The sequence below is a fragment of the Lysinibacillus fusiformis genome (genome assembly GCF_003049525.1).
GTDB classification, from domain to species: Bacteria; Bacillota; Bacilli; order Bacillales_A; family Planococcaceae; genus Lysinibacillus; species Lysinibacillus fusiformis.
Genome location: NZ_PYWL01000002.1, coordinates 127,244 through 142,134 on the forward strand (window position 1 = coordinate 127,244; position 14,891 = coordinate 142,134).

The window sequence follows — 14,891 nt, forward strand, 5'->3', positions numbered from 1 at the left end:
GAGTGGGTATGACTGCTTCTGTATCAGTTGTTGATAAAAAAGCATTTGTTCGATGGTTTTTAAAAAATTATCAATTGAAACGTCGTGAGTGTGTTTGGATTTTAAATTACTTACTTAGCAATGATGACTTATTAAAACGAATCCGATTCGTGGAAGAAGCTCACTATTGTCCGAGAGCAATGGTGATGTCAACAGTTGATTCAACAGGTGTTCCTTTTCGTTTCTATAAAGGCAATGTAATGACAGCAGACGCCGAAAAGTCTTTCCATGATTTACGCTTACACGAGCAAGAAGATATGTATATACAGTTGAATTTTCCAAATATACCACCAAGTGCACAATACTTAGCAGTTCTAGAAGAAAACCCTTATATGCCAGAGACACTATTAGTTAGTGAAAAAGATCGTTTACTGGCAGAAGAACTGCTTTCCAATAGCTTACTCGTATTCCAAGAAGAAAAATTACTTGCACAAATTGATGAAGCCCTCGATCAGGGAGATGAAGAACGTTTTTATGAATTGTCTAATTTGTTACAAGCATTAAAGGAAACGGCTAATTTACCTTAGTTATAGGTAAAAATTGAATGTCCTTTACCCACTTCAATATGGTAACATTACTAGTGAATGAATGATTGTTTTCACTTTTAATTGGGTATCCTATTTGAAGAGTGGAAAAGGGCATTTTTTATTATGCGACAAAGGAGGTTTGTTGAATGTACTTTAATGCAAACGATGTGACATCGTTTTTGGGACAGAAGGATTTCATCGATACTGCGATAGTTCCGCTCATATCCATCGATTTGGCTCCTGAGAAAATGAAACAAAGTGGTGCTGAGGTAGATTTTCTAATGTCTTTAACTTCTTTCATAGAACAACAGTTTAAAGGCCGTTTACTAGTCATGCCACCTTTTTCTTATATGGCTTCTTTAAAAAACGAAGAATTACCGAAGCAATTTGAAACACAATTACATAATGCTGGCTTTAAGCATGTGTTCTTCATTACTTGTGACCACTCTTGGACAAATATTGGAGATATAGTAAATATTATTTGGTTACCAGCAATTCCGTTAGAAAGTATGGATGCAGGTGTGAAAAAATCCATTCTCGAAGATCAATTACGACAAGTGGTTCCGATGCTTTCGACCAAATGGGCACAGATTTAACAATTAGTTTCAATAAATGTTCACATTCTCCAGCTTTCCACAGAATGCTATATTGACCAAGCTATGGACTTGATATATCATATATATGTCCTAGTATTACTATTTGTAAAAGTATGTCCGTTGGACTGACCTTTAAGTTAGAGGGGGGAAAATAATGAGTAATAATCGAGTTTCACGTCGTCAATTTCTAAGTTATACTCTTACTGGTGTAGGTGGATTTATGGCGGCAGGTATGCTAATGCCAATGCTTCGCTTTGCAATTGATCCTGTGCTACAAAAGCATGAGGGTGGAGATTTTGTAAAAACAGAGCATAAAATCGCTGACTTGACTGAAGAGCCTGTAAAAGTTGACTTTTCATATGAACAAGTGGATGCATGGTACAAATCACAGGTTACAGATGTAGCTTGGGTTTATAAAAGTGGCGATCAAATCATTGCCCTTTCACCTGTTTGTAAGCATTTAGGATGTATGGTTGACTGGAATGGAGATTCTGCACACCCAGGTCAATTCTTCTGTCCATGTCACGCAGGACGTTATGAGAAAAACGGGAAAAACATTGCAGGTACACCGCCTCTAGGTCCGTTGGATGAATTTGAAGTACAAGAACAAGATGGCTATTTAATGATTGGTCCAGCTAAAGCAAATACTCTAGTTAAATAAGTAAGGGGGTACGACAACAGTGCTAAATAAAATTTATGATTGGGTCGATGAACGCCTAGATATTACACCTATTTGGCGTGATATTGCCGACCACGAAGTGCCAGAGCACGTTAACCCTGCACATCATTTTTCAGCATTCGTTTACTGCTTCGGTGGATTAACATTCTTCATCACAGTAATTCAAATTCTATCTGGTATGTTCCTAACAATGTATTATGTACCAGACGTTGTGAATGCCTGGAAATCAGTTTATTATTTACAAAACGAAGTAGCGTTTGGTGAAATCGTGCGCGGTATGCACCACTGGGGAGCTTCATTAGTTATCGTAATGATGTTCTTACATACACTTCGTGTATTCTTCACAGGTTCTTATAAGAAACCTCGTGAATTAAACTGGATGGTTGGTGTAGGTATTTTTGGTGTAATGATGGGTCTTGGCTTTACAGGATACCTATTACCATGGGATATGAAAGCATTATTCGCTACTAAAGTAGGTATCGAAATTGCAGCATCTGTACCGTTTATCGGTTCGATGATTAAAGTATTATTAGCGGGTGACACTACAATTCTTGGTGCTCAAACGTTAACTCGATTCTTTGCGATTCATGTATTCTTCTTGCCTGCAGTATTGTTTGGGTTACTTGCAGCACACTTTATCATGATTCGTCGTCAAGGAATTTCAGGGCCGTTGTGATTGTCTTGACGGTTCGATGATCTTTAAAAGGAGGGGACACTATGCATCGCGGAAAAGGAATGAAATTTGTCGGCGATTCTCGTATTAAAGCGAATCACAGAATGCCGAACGTTCCAAAGGATTATTCCGAATATCCAGGTAAGACGGAAGCTTTCTGGCCGAACTTCTTACTGAAGGAATGGATGGTAGGTGCTGTATTTTTAATTGGATACTTATTATTAACTGTCGCTCACCCGTCACCACTTGAAGGGCCGGCAGATCCAACTAGAGCATATACACCGCTACCGGACTGGTACTTCTTATTCATGTATCAACTTTTAAAATACTCATTTGCTTCTGGTCCATACAATGTAATTGGAGCAATTGTAATTCCAGGTCTTGCATTTGGAGCGCTATTATTAATGCCATTTTTAGACAAGGGTCCAGAACGTCGTCCATCTAAACGTCCATTACCGACAGCGTTTATGTTATTAACTCTAGCTGCTATGTTCTACCTAACTTGGGAGTCAGTTGTTAACCACGACTGGGAAGCTCAAAAAGCTATGGGTGCAATCGTAGAAACAGTTGAATTCGATAAAGAATCAGAAGGTTATAAACTATACGCTGGTTCAGCATGTATTACATGTCACGGTGAAGGCTTAGAAGGTGGAGCAGGTGCACCATCTCTAATGAACACGGGATTAACAGCTGATGAAATTAAGGACATTGCTCATAATGGTCGTGGTAACATGCCACCAGGATTATGGACAGGTTCAGATGAAGATCTTCAGAAACTTGCTGAATTTATCGAAAGTTTAAAAGCTGAGTAATAGTAAAAGAGTCAGGAAACTGGCTCTTTTTTTTCGACCTTGTTATAATATTGGGACTGAAAGCTAGCCGAAAAGGTTCCCTTGTCCTCAGTAATTTAGCGAAAAATGTCGAAAAATAGATAAAAGCGAATGAATTCAATCCATTAGCACATATTGAAGTTGTGGAAATAATTTCACCTGGAAATAAGAATTTTCCCTATACATAACAAAGAATTATTAGTAAAGCGCAAGGAGTTGAATTTATGCAAATAACACGTGCAAATCTTTGGTATCTTCTAAACCATAAGTCATTCTTAATTGCGCTACTTATTATTAATCTATTAGGCACAATTTATGGCTATTATTGGTATGGATGGCAGCTAGCCATGACTAAGCCTATTTTTTATATTTTTGTTCCTGATAGCCCGACAGCTAGCTTATTCTTTTGCTTTGTGTTAATGGCTTGGATTATGGGAAAAAGATGGCCGCTAATGGAAGTATTAGCGCTTGTAACATTAGTGAAATACGGTCTGTGGGCTGATGTCATGAATATTTGGACATTAGTTGAAACAGGATCGATCGGTTGGCAAGGTTGGATGCTAGTTGGCTCACATTTTGCAATGGCCGTTCAAGCTATATTATATATGAAGAAATATGTATTCACTTATTGGCATGTAGTGATAGCAGCTGTCTGGACGCTCCATAATGATGTCATTGACTATGTGTTTGGACAAATGCCTATGTATGGGGATTTAGTCAAGTACACAAGCTATATTGGCTACTTTACATTTTGGTTATCAATTGCATGTATTCTCCTTGCGATTTTCTCAATTAGGTGGCGCAAATATTTGCCGAATTAGGGTATAAATTATAGAATTATAGTATCGAGGTAGAAAGGGGTTAGAATATTGTCAACAAGCATGTATATTGTTTATTTTATTATTATTATGCTGCTGCCACTTTATGCACAAATGAAAGTAAAAGGCACGTATAATAAATTTGCGAAACAACGTACAATGAAGGGCCAAACAGGTGCAGAGGTAGCGCGTGCGATTTTAGATGCGAACGGCTTATATGATGTACGAGTTGTGCCAACACAAGGTGTGTTGTCTGACCATTACAATCCAGCAACCAAAACAGTTGCTTTATCAGAAAGTAACTTTTATGAAGCGAGTGTTGCAGGTGCTGCGGTAGCTGCCCATGAGGTAGGTCACGCCATCCAACATAAAGAAGCTTATTCTATGCTTACATTACGTAGTAAGCTAGTCCCAGTGGCAAATATTTCTTCTAATGCGTCTTGGATTTTTGTAATGATTGGTATTTTTGCAAGTAGTACGAATTTCTTGCTTTTAGGTATCATATTATTAGCAGCAGGTGTTGTTTTCCAATTAGTGACACTTCCAGTGGAGTTTGATGCTTCAAAGCGAGCATTAGTTCAAATGAATTCGCTTGGCATTATTACAAATGAAGAAGAACGACCAGCACGAAAAGTATTGAGTGCTGCAGCATTAACATATGTAGCAGCGGCAGCGGTAGCTGTACTAGAGTTATTACGTTTAATTTTAATTTTTACGAATATGCGTAGCGATGACTAAGAAAAAAACTTGTTATGGTGGTACACCACTATAACAAGTTTTTTATCTTCAAACACTTAATGAAGCGGTTGTTTTTGATCATCAAGAGTGAAGCCTTCTCCTGCCACATCACGTACTTCTATAATAGAAACGAAAGCGTGCGGATCCACTTCATGAACAATGGATTTTAGGCGTACAACTTCGTTGCGACCGATCACACAATAAATAACTTCCTTAGGCTGTTTAGTAAAGTGTCCATGACCTTCTAATATAGTGATCCCGCGCTCCATTCGTAGGGCAATTGTTTCCGCAATAACACCTGACTTCTCGGATATAATGAGAGCACCACGCGCTGCATAGGCACCTTCCTGTACAAAGTCAATAACACGAGCACCAACAAATACAGCGACTAATGTGTACATCATGGAACGCGCATCTAAGAATGTAAGCCATGAAAGGATGATGACGATGGCGTCGAAGACAAACATCGTTTTACCCATACTCCAGCCAAAATATTTATGCCCAAGTCGTGCCAATATATCGACGCCACCGGTAGTGCCACCAAAGCGGAAGACAATTCCTAGGCCAAGACCAACGAATATACCCGCGAACAGAGCAACGAGTAACATGTCATCTTCTAAATGAATGGTAAACTGATATTTCTGGAAAATCTTTAGAAAAAGAGAAACAGATAAAGTGCCAACAAGCGTATAGACAAAAGATTTCTTTCCGAGTAATCGATAACCAATTATAAACATGGGAATATTTAATAATAGGTTCATTAAGGCGGGGTCCCATCCTAATGTAAAGTATAGTATGAGTGTAATTCCACTTAGTCCACCTTCACCTAGCTGATTTTGAATGTTGAAGTGAACAAAGCCGAAGCTAAAAATGGCTGCTCCGAGCATTATTGCGATAATATTACGTATTTTAATCTGTTTTAACATTTGACCTCCTGTAGTTCCAAACAAATGAAGTAGTGATATCTATTATCTGACATTTTATTGGTTTTGACAACAACGGTGTAAATTATATAGGATGGTAAATAGGAGTGTGATTTAAATGACCGATCAACTAACTATGCAAGCATTACAACAGCGTGTTGATAATTATATAGGACAATTTAAAGAAGGATATTTCCCACCTTTCGAACTGCTAGCTCGTTTAACAGAGGAATTAGGAGAGCTATCTCGCGAGGTTCAGGATGTATATGGACAAAAAAAGAAAAAGAATACAGAGGAAATAAACAGTATTGAAGAAGAGCTTGGTGACTTTTTCTTTGTTTTAGTATGCTTTGCCAATGCTCAGGGCATTAAATTAGATGAAGCTCTATTAAGAGTCATACATAAATTTGAAACAAGGGATAAGGATCGTTGGACGAGAAAGGATGAAGAATGATGTCGATTCGTGTAGCTATTGCAGGAGCAAGAGGAAAAATGGGGGCTGAGGCTGTACATACGGTCATGAAACATGACAAAATGGAATTAGTAGCTGTACTAGATTATAAGGAAGTAGGAAGAACATTAGCTGATTTAGACATGTTCCCAGCGAGCTATACAGTACCTTTATTTACGGAAATGCATGATCTTGTAGAAGTAACTTCTCCAGACGTATTAGTGGATTTAACGAACCCACATGCTGTATATAATCATACTAAAGAAGCATTGAATTTAAATGTACGACCTGTAATTGGTACAACAGGATTTACTGACGCACAACTAGAAGAATTATCAACCATTGCTAAAGAAAAAGAGTTGGGCTGCATTATTGCACCAAACTTTGCGATTGGCGCTATCCTGATGATGAAATTTGCGAAAGAAGCGGCCAAATACTTACCAGATGTAGAAATTATTGAAATGCATCATGATCAAAAACTGGATGCACCATCTGGAACAGCAGTGAAAACGGCTCAACTAATTCAAGAGGTACGTACGCAAAAGACTCAGGGGCATCCAGAAGAAAAAGAAACCATTGAAGGTGCAAGAGGTGGAGATTTTGAAGGCATGCGCATTCACTCTGTTCGCTTACCTGGTTTAGTGGCACACCAGCAAGTATTATTTGGTGGAGATGGGCAGCTTTTAACGATTCGCCATGATTCATTGAATCGAAATTCTTTTATGTCAGGCATTGCCTTTTGCGTAGAAGAGGTTATGAAAATGGATCAGCTTGTTTATGGTTTAGAAAACATCATCTAAAGATTGGGATGGAAGCTATATGAAAATCGCATTAATTGCACATGATCGTAAAAAAGATAATTTAGTACAGTTTGCTATTGCTTACAAAGAAATTTTGCTTGAACATTCACTTTATGCTACCGGTACAACAGGACAGCGTGTCATTGAAGCCACTGGTTTAGAGGTAACACGTTTTCGTTCAGGTCCACTTGGTGGCGACCAACAAATTGGCGCAATGATTGCCAATAATGATATGGATATGGTTATTTTTTTCCGTGATCCATTAACAGCACAACCACATGAGCCAGATGTTTCTGCACTTATCCGTCTTTGTGATGTTTACCAAGTGCCACTGGCGACAAATATGGGGACAGCAGAAATATTATTAAAAGGCCTACAAGAAGGCTTTGTGGATTGGAGACTGATACAAGAAAGACGTAACTAATAAAAGACGTGATTTAGAAAGGATGATCATCGAATGAAAAAGCTAAAAATCGGCATTACCTGTTATCCAACAGTTGGAGGCTCTGGTGTAATAGCAACAGAATTAGGCAAAATGCTTGCAGAAAGAGGACATGAAATTCATTTCATTACCTCAAGCGTACCATTTCGATTGAATAAAATTTATCCAACCGTCTTTTTCCATGAAGTCGAAGTTAATAATTATTCAGTGTTTCAATATTCACCATACGATATTGCATTAGCGAGTAAAATGGCAGACGTCATCAAGGATGAAGAGTTGGATGTGTTGCATGTGCATTACGCAATTCCACATGCAGTATGTGCTGTGCTAGCACGTGAAATGAGTGGGCGAGATATTGGCATCGTTACAACACTTCATGGCACAGATATATCGGTGCTTGGGCAGGATTCTACGCTTTCACAGGCCATTAAGTATGGGATTGATAAATCTGATATTGTGACGACCGTGTCACATGCATTAAAAGAACAAACTTATGAATTAATTGATACAGTTAAGCCCATTGAAACAATTTATAACTTTGTGGATGAACGTGAGTACTTCCCTCGTAATTCAGGAAACCTAAAAGAGCAATTTGGTATACAAGAAGATGAAAAAGTCCTCATCCATGTCTCTAACTTCCGTAAAATTAAGAATCTTCCGCATATCATTGACGCCTTTATGAAAATACGTACTAATGTGAAGGCGAAACTCTTATTAGTAGGTGATGGGCCAGAAAAACATCGTGTAATGGACCAAGTAAAGGAAAGTCCATATATGAAGGATGTTCTATTTTTAGGGAAGCAAGAAAATTTAGCTGAACTATATGCAATTAGTGACCTAAAGCTGTTACTATCTCAGCAGGAATCGTTTGGATTGGTTTTATTAGAGGCAATGGCTTGTGGAGTGCCTTGTATTGGAACAAATGTAGGAGGTATCCCGGAAGTCATTGAACATGGCGTGGACGGCTTTATTGTGGAATTAGGAGATACGGAAGCCGTCGCTGAATATGCTGTTCAGTTATTGCAAGATGAGGAAAAATTACTGCGTTTCAGAGAAGCGGCCATTCATGCAGTCAGTGACAAATTCCACTCGTCCAAAATTGTAGAACAATACGAAAATCTGTACGAGAAGGTTGCGGAAAGAAATCATGCAAAACAATAAAGAATGGCAAACAGCCTATTCAGTAATAGAACAATTAGAACAAGCAGGCTTTGAGGCGGTTATTGTAGGTGGAGCTGTTAGAGATGCTTTACTGAATCGTCCTGCACATGATGTCGATGTAGCGACAAATGCGTTGCCTGAAGAGGTAAAAACAGTTTTTCAACGAACAGTTGATATTGGAATTCAGCATGGGACGGTACTTGTTATCGTACCTGCTGGGCCAGTTGAAGTAACTACTTATCGTACAGATGGGGAATATACAGACCATCGAAGACCAGATAAAGTGCAATTCGTTCGCTCTCTACAAGATGATTTACAACGCCGTGATTTCACAATGAATGCCATCGCTATGCGACGTGATGGCTCTTTTGTTGATTATTATGGTGGTCGTCAAGATATTGATCTTCGTATTATTCGAGCTGTTGGAGATGCTCAAAAACGCTTTGCTGAGGACGCCTTGCGCATGTTACGAGCAATCCGTTTTTCAGCGCAGCTTGATTTCACAATAGCGGAAGATACATTGATGGCGATACAACATAGAGCGGCCGATATCGCTTTTATTGCGAAAGAGCGAATCAAGGCAGAGCTAGATAAGCTATGGCTAGGAACGACTGTTTTTAGTGGCCTACAAAAATTAGAGGAAAGTGGCTTGGCAGCGTATTTACAAGGGAGTTTTCAGGTTGATCGCTGGTATGAATTTCAGACTGAGGACAAGCATGTGGGCTGGGCCTATTTTGCGCTACTTCAAGGAGCAAACTGGCGCGAGATTTTGCGGGATTATCGATTGTCCAATAAAGAAATGGCGTTTGTTAAATCTGTTTTGACAGCATATGAAGCGTTAAAAAGTGGCTGGACAAACTCCCATTATTTTACCTATAAAGAACAGGAGCTGGAAGCAGCGATATATTTTGCAAAACTGCTCCAAGCGGACGTTTGTTTACCAAGTGAGCCTATTCGTATATTGCAGGACAAGCTGCCGATTCGACAAAAGCAAGAAATTGCGGTGAATGGGGCGGATTTACTTAAATGGTCTGGCAAAAAAGGAGGCCCTTGGGTAAAAGAAGCATTAGAGGACATACTCGAAGCGATTATTCATAATGAGCTTGCAAATGATCAGCAGCAGATAAAAAAATGGCTGAAGCATAACTATTTCCATGAAACATGAGTATATATACCTTACAACAAGCCGTCTCAGGAAAGTGTGGGACGGCTTGTTTTTTATATCACTGATGGTCATTTCAGTTGATTTACAGTATGATTAAATTTAGTTACATAAAAAGCAGAGTTTACAAAAGGATTGATGTGAACATGACAATGTCCATGAAAGATGAAATTTTAAAAAGAATACTAGCTGCCAATGGAGAAGCTGTTTCAGGTCAAGAATTAGCGGATTCTCTTGGAGTCTCAAGGACGGCTGTCTGGAAACATATGCAGACGTTACAAGAAGAGGGCTACACATTTGAAACAATAAAGAAAAAAGGCTATGTATTAACGGGTGTACCAAATAGTTTAAGTCCCACACAAATTGAACTTTTTTTAAAAACAGAGCATTTCGGAAGAGAAATTCATTATTTCGATGTCGTAGATTCAACACAAACGATTGCCCATAAGCTGGCACAGGAAGGCGCACCACATGGCACAGTCATTATTGGTGAAGAGCAAACAGCAGGACGCGGTCGGATGGCTCGTCCATGGGAATCAGTTCATGGTAGTGGTATTTGGATGACCGTTATCGTTCGACCTGATGTCACACCTCAACAGGCATCCTCTTTTACGCTTGTCGTAGCAGTCGCTGTCACAATGGCCATTAAAACACTATATAGCGATATTGAGCCAACTATTAAATGGCCAAATGATCTATTAATTAATGGTAAAAAATGTACAGGTATTTTGACGGAGATGCAGGCAGAGGCAGATTTGGTTCAGGCATTGCTAGTTGGCATTGGAATAAATGTTAACCAGGAGGCGGCTGATTTTTCACCGGATATTGCGGATATTGCTACTTCACTACGATTAGAAGCAGGAGAAGAAATTAATCGTGCGGCACTTGTAGCCTTAATTTTACAGTATCTAGAGCAATTTACAGAGTTATATATCGAAGAAGGCTTTGCCAGTATTAAAACCCTATGGGAGCAGCTGTCTTGTACAATTGGTCAACGTATTGAGGTGACGACTATACGAGAGCGATTTGAAGGAATTGCTAGTGGAATTACAGATGATGGGGTGCTACAGCTTACACAAGATGATGGATTGGTCCGAACCATTTATGCAGGAGATATCAAAATACTATAAAAAAAGAAGCTGCAAGGTGCGTACCTGCAGCTTTTTTGATGACTTCAATTGTTATTATTATTTGAGTGAAACATTGACATCACCGTGAGATAAAGAAACGTTCAGCTGGTCATCGCCTTTATAAAGCTGAGTGATTGAGCCATTTTCTTCTGTGCCATTAACCGTTATATCGCCAAAACTTGTTTTTACTTCATAACCAAGATCACTTTGTTTATTTTGTAAGTGAAGTGTTGCATCCCCAAAGCTAGATGTAATGGTTGATGTCCCATTTAAAGTTCCAGCAATATGAATATCACCATGTTCACTTTCGATGTTTACACCATTACTAGAATATTGCTTGAAAGTTAAATCACCAAAGTCTTGTGTAATCTCTGTGTTCTCTCCAGTTATGTTGTTAAAGGTAATATCTCCATAATTTTGCATCAGATTCAGCTGTTGATAATGCAAACCACGAAGTGTTGTATCGCCAAAATCACTATCTATTACAATCGACTTGAGGTTAGTATTTGCTGGAACATAGATTTTGATAGAGGGAGAAGAAAAGCTTGAGAAACCAAATTCAAACCCGTTTTTTTTCTTAGCCTTTGTTTCAATCTGTAAAGTTCCATTTTCAATACGATATGAGACGTCTTGTTGTTCGAGTACATTCGTTTCTAGTTTATATTGGTCTTCAGTGGCGACAACGGTAATATCCCCATAATCATTCGCTATATTTATACTAGTAAACTTATCTAAGTTATACGATTCACTAACTAGTTTATTGCTTCCTGGCACGTGAATGCCATCCTCATCTTTGATAATGAACCATCGACCGCCTGAAAAATAGCCGACCAATGCTAGTAAAACACCTAACGCAATGATGGTCATCGCAATAAGGGAATTTTTAGAAGCCATTTACAAGCCCCCTTTCCTTGTTTTCGTTATTTTGTGGAACAATCTGCCCAATGTTTCTACAGAGAGAAGGACGGTTTTCTTAATAAAACGGGCAACGAATGGAAAGAGTAAGACACTCAACCCTGTAATGATTAAGCCAATACCCATAAATAATAAGGCGGTTGGCCAATGCTCTGTTAAAATAAAGAGGCCTGAAATAAGGGCTGCAATTCCCCCAATAAAAATACTTAAAATACCTGCTCCAATCGCAAAAATCAAACTAATAATGACAGCACCAAATGATAATATAAGGGCGATAGCTGTTGCAAGAAGTGGTAAAGAAAGTGGTGCAGAAAGTATAGCAAGAATAATAAGCCATAAAGCTGTCATATTCTTTTTAGTCGATTTCTCCGAAGTGTTTTCTAAATCTTTTAAGGCAAAATCAGCCAATATTTGTGAGGCAACATGAGAAGGGGAGCCTAGTTCTGAAATAACCTGCTGCTCATTATTCTCTCCTGCTTCATCAAAGTATTCTTCATAATAGGCAAGAGCAGCCTCTAGCTCTTGCGCAGGAAGGCGCCGTAATTTCCCTCGTAGCTTTTTCAAATAACTAGCTCTATCCATCTATATTCCCTCCTAAAAGTACACAATCAACCTTTTCCTTATAGACACGCCATTCTTTTAAAAGCTCTAATAAGCGTATACGGCCATGCTCGGTAATTTGATAATAGCGTCTATTTCTACCTTGATAGGGCTGATCGTAGGTAGTTAAGTAATCTGCTTTTTGTAAGCGACGTAATACGGGGTACAATGTAGACTCTGAAATATCCATGACTGATTGTACTTGCTGCGTTAAGGAATAGCCATAAGCATCCTCTTTGTCAACAATGGCCAATACACAAGCATCCAGTAAAGCTGAGCCAAGCTGAAATGTCATCTTTCCACCTCACATTCATTACTTATACTTCATTTTATATTATATGCCATATAGTATGTGGATAGTATATGACGTATAGCATTGATTGTCAAATTTTATAAATAAATGTTTTTACTATTAGAAAATAATATTTGAAGATTACAAGTTTTATTGTTATAGTATGTGCTGAAGGGCAGTATCCATTGTGAACGGCACCTTCAAAACGTAAGATCTCATACTAACAAATATCTGCCTTGATCTATATGACAGGGACGGAAGAAAACAATGCGTTCAAAAAGTAGCTTACTTTCTAAGTGAAGCTAGTACCTCTTGCTGAGTTAAGCAGAGGCTTTTTGCTAACGAATGAAACACAACCCTTCTGTCCATTTTGGAACCGAGGGTTTTTTCTGTTTTCTTCCCTTAAAAAGGAGGACTACAAAATGAGAACGACAACAGATTTTTTAAAGATGAAAGTGGCAGGCGAGAAAATTGTGATGGTGACTGCCTATGATTATCCAGCCGCTAAATTTGCAGAGGCTGCTAATGTAGACATGATTCTTGTAGGGGATTCACTTGGAATGGTTGTCCTTGGCTATGATTCTACAATGCCAGTGACTGTAGCAGATATGATCCATCATGCGAAAGCAACGCGACGTGGGGCAAAGGACACTTTTGTTGTAGTGGATATGCCATTTGGTTCCTATCATGGTGATGTCAATGAAACATTGAAAACAGCCATTTATATGATGCAAGAAACAGGTGCTGACGCTTTAAAAGTGGAAGGGGCTGGTGATGTCATTCCGGTCATTCGAAAGCTAACAGCTGCAGGAATTCCAGTGGTTGCTCATTTAGGCTTGCTGCCACAATCAGCGGGAGTAATTGGTGGCTATAAGGTACAGGGGAAAACGGCAGAACAGGCAACGCAGCTGATTGAGGATGCCAAGCAGTGTGAAAAGGCTGGTGCATGTGCGGTCGTTTTAGAATGTATCCCACATCAGCTAACAGAAATGGTGTCTACTAGTCTAGTAATACCAACTATTGGTATAGGAGCGGGTGTCGAAGCAGATGGCCAAGTGTTAGTTTATCATGACATGTTAAGCTATGGCTCACACCATGTGCCAAAGTTCGTTCAACAATTTGCGGATATGGGGAAAGAGGCAAGTGAAGGAATGGTTCGCTATGTGGAAGCAGTCAAAGAGGGTGCTTTCCCAGCTCAAAAGCATTTCTTCACAATGAAAGAGGATGCGCTAGACCAGCTATATGGGGGCATCAAATCATGAAAGTCATCACAACGATACAAGCATTAACAGCTGAAATTCAGGCAGCAAAACAAGCCCATAAAACTATTGGCCTTGTTCCAACTATGGGATATTTACATGAAGGCCATTTAACATTGGCTCAAACAGCACGTGCAGAAAATGATTTAGTTGTTATGAGTATATTCGTTAACCCCACACAATTTGGGCCAAATGAAGATTTTGAAAGTTACCCACGGGATTTGCCAAGAGATATTGCGTTGGCAGAGTCTGTCGGTGTTGATCTTATCTTCGCTCCAAGTGTAGAAGAAATGTATCCGCAGGATGGCGGAATTCGTATCCATGCTGGTGAACAGGCCATGATTCTTTGTGGCGCGAGTCGTCCAGGTCATTTTGATGGTGTGTTACAGGTTGTAGCCAAACTATTCCACCTTACACTTCCAACAAGAGCCTATTTCGGTCAAAAAGATGCCCAGCAAGTGGCCATTATTACAACAATGGTACGTGATTTTAATTTTCCGTTAGAAATGCGTGTTGTACCTATCGTTCGTGAGGAAGATGGGCTAGCGAAGTCTTCTCGCAACATTTATCTAAGCGAATCGGAAAGAGAAGAGGCTCCTGCCATACAAGAAGCACTACAATTGGCTCAGGATAGCTTTTTAGCGACTGGAGAGGTTGGGTACGCATTAGCAAAGGCCAAAGCCCATATTCAGGCACGAACTCATGGCCGAATTGACTATATTGAATTATTAGCCTACCCAGATTTGATACCAGTGACTGAAACGACACAACAAGTATTGCTGGCAGCTGCTGTGTATATTGGGCAGACTCGCTTAATTGATAATAGTATCTTTACTTTGAAAGAGGGACTATAAAT

General features: G+C 39.2%; 19 protein-coding genes. 15 read left to right on the plus strand and 4 right to left on the minus strand.

Annotated elements, in window-relative coordinates:
* The first annotated feature begins 8 nt into the window (after window positions 1–8).
* The 7 genes from C9J29_RS05565 (at window position 9) to C9J29_RS05595 (ending at window position 4,900) form a co-directional block, all read left to right on the plus strand.
* Window positions 9–566 carry a ReoY family proteolytic degradation factor gene (locus tag C9J29_RS05565; protein WP_008181956.1) on the plus strand — a complete coding sequence of 186 codons (558 nt, stop codon included), beginning with the start codon at window positions 9–11 and terminating at the stop codon, window positions 564–566.
* A gap of 146 nt (window positions 567–712) precedes the next feature.
* Window positions 713–1,162, plus strand: a complete 450-nt coding sequence (locus C9J29_RS05570; protein ID WP_008181955.1) for a DUF2487 family protein — start codon at window positions 713–715, stop codon at window positions 1,160–1,162.
* Between the two features lie 154 nt (window positions 1,163–1,316).
* Window positions 1,317–1,823 carry a QcrA and Rieske domain-containing protein gene (locus C9J29_RS05575; RefSeq protein ID WP_025114703.1) on the plus strand — a complete coding sequence of 169 codons (507 nt, stop codon included), beginning with the start codon at window positions 1,317–1,319 and terminating at the stop codon, window positions 1,821–1,823.
* A gap of 19 nt (window positions 1,824–1,842) precedes the next feature.
* Window positions 1,843–2,517, plus strand: a complete 675-nt coding sequence (gene qcrB / locus C9J29_RS05580; RefSeq protein ID WP_008181573.1) for a menaquinol-cytochrome c reductase cytochrome b subunit — start codon at window positions 1,843–1,845, stop codon at window positions 2,515–2,517.
* A gap of 41 nt (window positions 2,518–2,558) precedes the next feature.
* Window positions 2,559–3,326 (plus strand): menaquinol-cytochrome c reductase cytochrome b/c subunit, encoded by a 768-nt coding sequence (locus C9J29_RS05585; protein WP_004232669.1) that lies wholly within the window; start codon window positions 2,559–2,561, stop codon window positions 3,324–3,326.
* 242 nt (window positions 3,327–3,568) lie between these two features.
* Complete coding sequence (lhaT, locus tag C9J29_RS05590) at window positions 3,569–4,165, plus strand: lipoprotein heptaprenylglyceryl N-acetyltransferase LhaT (protein WP_008181568.1); 597 nt, start codon at window positions 3,569–3,571, stop codon at window positions 4,163–4,165.
* Window positions 4,166–4,225: 60 nt separating this feature from the next.
* On the plus strand, window positions 4,226–4,900 hold the full coding sequence (locus C9J29_RS05595; protein ID WP_008181566.1) for a zinc metallopeptidase: 675 nt from the start codon (window positions 4,226–4,228) through the stop codon (window positions 4,898–4,900).
* A 56-nt stretch (window positions 4,901–4,956) separates the two neighbouring features.
* On the opposite strand, the gene C9J29_RS05600 is transcribed toward C9J29_RS05595, so the two are convergent.
* Complete coding sequence (locus tag C9J29_RS05600) at window positions 4,957–5,826, minus strand: YitT family protein (RefSeq protein ID WP_008181565.1); 870 nt, start codon at window positions 5,824–5,826, stop codon at window positions 4,957–4,959.
* 115 nt (window positions 5,827–5,941) lie between these two features.
* Here C9J29_RS05600 and C9J29_RS05605 point away from each other — a divergent pair, with 115 nt between their 5' ends.
* From C9J29_RS05605 to C9J29_RS05630, 6 genes are all read left to right on the plus strand, one after another.
* Complete coding sequence (locus C9J29_RS05605) at window positions 5,942–6,277, plus strand: nucleotide pyrophosphohydrolase (protein ID WP_008181563.1); 336 nt, start codon at window positions 5,942–5,944, stop codon at window positions 6,275–6,277.
* On the plus strand, window positions 6,277–7,074 hold the full coding sequence (gene dapB / locus C9J29_RS05610) for a 4-hydroxy-tetrahydrodipicolinate reductase (RefSeq protein WP_090001307.1): 798 nt from the start codon (window positions 6,277–6,279) through the stop codon (window positions 7,072–7,074). The genes C9J29_RS05605 and dapB overlap by 1 nt, the downstream gene beginning before the upstream one ends.
* 19 nt (window positions 7,075–7,093) lie before the next feature.
* The gene (gene mgsA, locus C9J29_RS05615) at window positions 7,094–7,498 is read left to right on the plus strand and encodes a methylglyoxal synthase (RefSeq protein ID WP_008181558.1); all 405 of its coding nucleotides are present in this window, start codon (window positions 7,094–7,096) and stop codon (window positions 7,496–7,498) included.
* Window positions 7,499–7,531: 33 nt separating this feature from the next.
* Window positions 7,532–8,677, plus strand: a complete 1,146-nt coding sequence (gene bshA, locus C9J29_RS05620; RefSeq protein ID WP_008181556.1) for an N-acetyl-alpha-D-glucosaminyl L-malate synthase BshA — start codon at window positions 7,532–7,534, stop codon at window positions 8,675–8,677.
* The gene (locus C9J29_RS05625; protein ID WP_107921771.1) at window positions 8,664–9,842 is read left to right on the plus strand and encodes a CCA tRNA nucleotidyltransferase; all 1,179 of its coding nucleotides are present in this window, start codon (window positions 8,664–8,666) and stop codon (window positions 9,840–9,842) included. The genes bshA and C9J29_RS05625 overlap by 14 nt, the downstream gene beginning before the upstream one ends.
* A gap of 143 nt (window positions 9,843–9,985) precedes the next feature.
* Entirely contained in the window at window positions 9,986–10,969 is a 984-nt protein-coding gene (locus C9J29_RS05630; protein WP_008181552.1) for a biotin--[acetyl-CoA-carboxylase] ligase, read from the plus strand.
* Window positions 10,970–11,026: 57 nt separating this feature from the next.
* On the opposite strand, the gene C9J29_RS05635 is transcribed toward C9J29_RS05630, so the two are convergent.
* Genes C9J29_RS05635 through C9J29_RS05645 form a run of 3 tightly spaced genes read right to left on the minus strand, consistent with a single transcriptional unit; the run spans window position 11,027 to window position 12,779 of the window.
* Window positions 11,027–11,863, minus strand: a complete 837-nt coding sequence (locus C9J29_RS05635) for a DUF4097 family beta strand repeat-containing protein (protein WP_089986586.1) — start codon at window positions 11,861–11,863, stop codon at window positions 11,027–11,029.
* Window positions 11,864–12,466: a DUF1700 domain-containing protein gene (locus C9J29_RS05640; protein ID WP_089986585.1), complete on the minus strand. Its 603-nt coding sequence runs from the start codon at window positions 12,464–12,466 to the stop codon at window positions 11,864–11,866.
* The gene (locus C9J29_RS05645; RefSeq protein ID WP_008181900.1) at window positions 12,459–12,779 is read right to left on the minus strand and encodes a PadR family transcriptional regulator; all 321 of its coding nucleotides are present in this window, start codon (window positions 12,777–12,779) and stop codon (window positions 12,459–12,461) included. Before C9J29_RS05645 ends, C9J29_RS05640 begins: the two co-directional genes overlap by 8 nt.
* A 419-nt stretch (window positions 12,780–13,198) precedes the next feature.
* On the opposite strand from C9J29_RS05645, the gene panB reads away from it, so the two are divergent.
* Window positions 13,199–14,038, plus strand: coding sequence for a 3-methyl-2-oxobutanoate hydroxymethyltransferase (panB, locus tag C9J29_RS05650; RefSeq protein ID WP_107921772.1), 840 nt, complete (start codon window positions 13,199–13,201; stop codon window positions 14,036–14,038).
* Window positions 14,035–14,889 (plus strand): pantoate--beta-alanine ligase, encoded by an 855-nt coding sequence (gene panC, locus C9J29_RS05655; protein ID WP_090001312.1) that lies wholly within the window; start codon window positions 14,035–14,037, stop codon window positions 14,887–14,889. The genes panB and panC overlap by 4 nt, the downstream gene beginning before the upstream one ends.
* Window positions 14,890–14,891 lie beyond the last annotated feature (2 nt).

Excerpts from the sequence above, each read along its gene's own strand:
- C9J29_RS05630 (WP_008181552.1), top strand. The coding sequence starts at position 9,986 with ATGACAATGTCCATGAAAGATGAAATTTTAAAAAGAATACTAGCTGCC.
- C9J29_RS05605 (WP_008181563.1), top strand. The coding sequence starts at position 5,942 with ATGACCGATCAACTAACTATGCAAGCATTACAACAGCGTGTTGATAAT.
- panC (WP_090001312.1), top strand. The coding sequence starts at position 14,035 with ATGAAAGTCATCACAACGATACAAGCATTAACAGCTGAAATTCAGGCA.
- C9J29_RS05645 (WP_008181900.1), bottom strand. The coding sequence starts at position 12,779 with ATGACATTTCAGCTTGGCTCAGCTTTACTGGATGCTTGTGTATTGGCC.
- C9J29_RS05585 (WP_004232669.1), top strand. The coding sequence starts at position 2,559 with ATGCATCGCGGAAAAGGAATGAAATTTGTCGGCGATTCTCGTATTAAA.
- C9J29_RS05600 (WP_008181565.1), bottom strand. The coding sequence starts at position 5,826 with ATGTTAAAACAGATTAAAATACGTAATATTATCGCAATAATGCTCGGA.
- C9J29_RS05575 (WP_025114703.1), top strand. The coding sequence starts at position 1,317 with ATGAGTAATAATCGAGTTTCACGTCGTCAATTTCTAAGTTATACTCTT.
- panB (WP_107921772.1), top strand. The coding sequence starts at position 13,199 with ATGAGAACGACAACAGATTTTTTAAAGATGAAAGTGGCAGGCGAGAAA.
- C9J29_RS05635 (WP_089986586.1), bottom strand. The coding sequence starts at position 11,863 with ATGGCTTCTAAAAATTCCCTTATTGCGATGACCATCATTGCGTTAGGT.
- C9J29_RS05565 (WP_008181956.1), top strand. The coding sequence starts at position 9 with ATGACTGCTTCTGTATCAGTTGTTGATAAAAAAGCATTTGTTCGATGG.
- C9J29_RS05570 (WP_008181955.1), top strand. The coding sequence starts at position 713 with ATGTACTTTAATGCAAACGATGTGACATCGTTTTTGGGACAGAAGGAT.
- dapB (WP_090001307.1), top strand. The coding sequence starts at position 6,277 with ATGTCGATTCGTGTAGCTATTGCAGGAGCAAGAGGAAAAATGGGGGCT.
- mgsA (WP_008181558.1), top strand. The coding sequence starts at position 7,094 with ATGAAAATCGCATTAATTGCACATGATCGTAAAAAAGATAATTTAGTA.
- C9J29_RS05625 (WP_107921771.1), top strand. The coding sequence starts at position 8,664 with ATGCAAAACAATAAAGAATGGCAAACAGCCTATTCAGTAATAGAACAA.
- lhaT (WP_008181568.1), top strand. The coding sequence starts at position 3,569 with ATGCAAATAACACGTGCAAATCTTTGGTATCTTCTAAACCATAAGTCA.
- C9J29_RS05595 (WP_008181566.1), top strand. The coding sequence starts at position 4,226 with ATGTATATTGTTTATTTTATTATTATTATGCTGCTGCCACTTTATGCA.
- bshA (WP_008181556.1), top strand. The coding sequence starts at position 7,532 with ATGAAAAAGCTAAAAATCGGCATTACCTGTTATCCAACAGTTGGAGGC.
- C9J29_RS05640 (WP_089986585.1), bottom strand. The coding sequence starts at position 12,466 with ATGGATAGAGCTAGTTATTTGAAAAAGCTACGAGGGAAATTACGGCGC.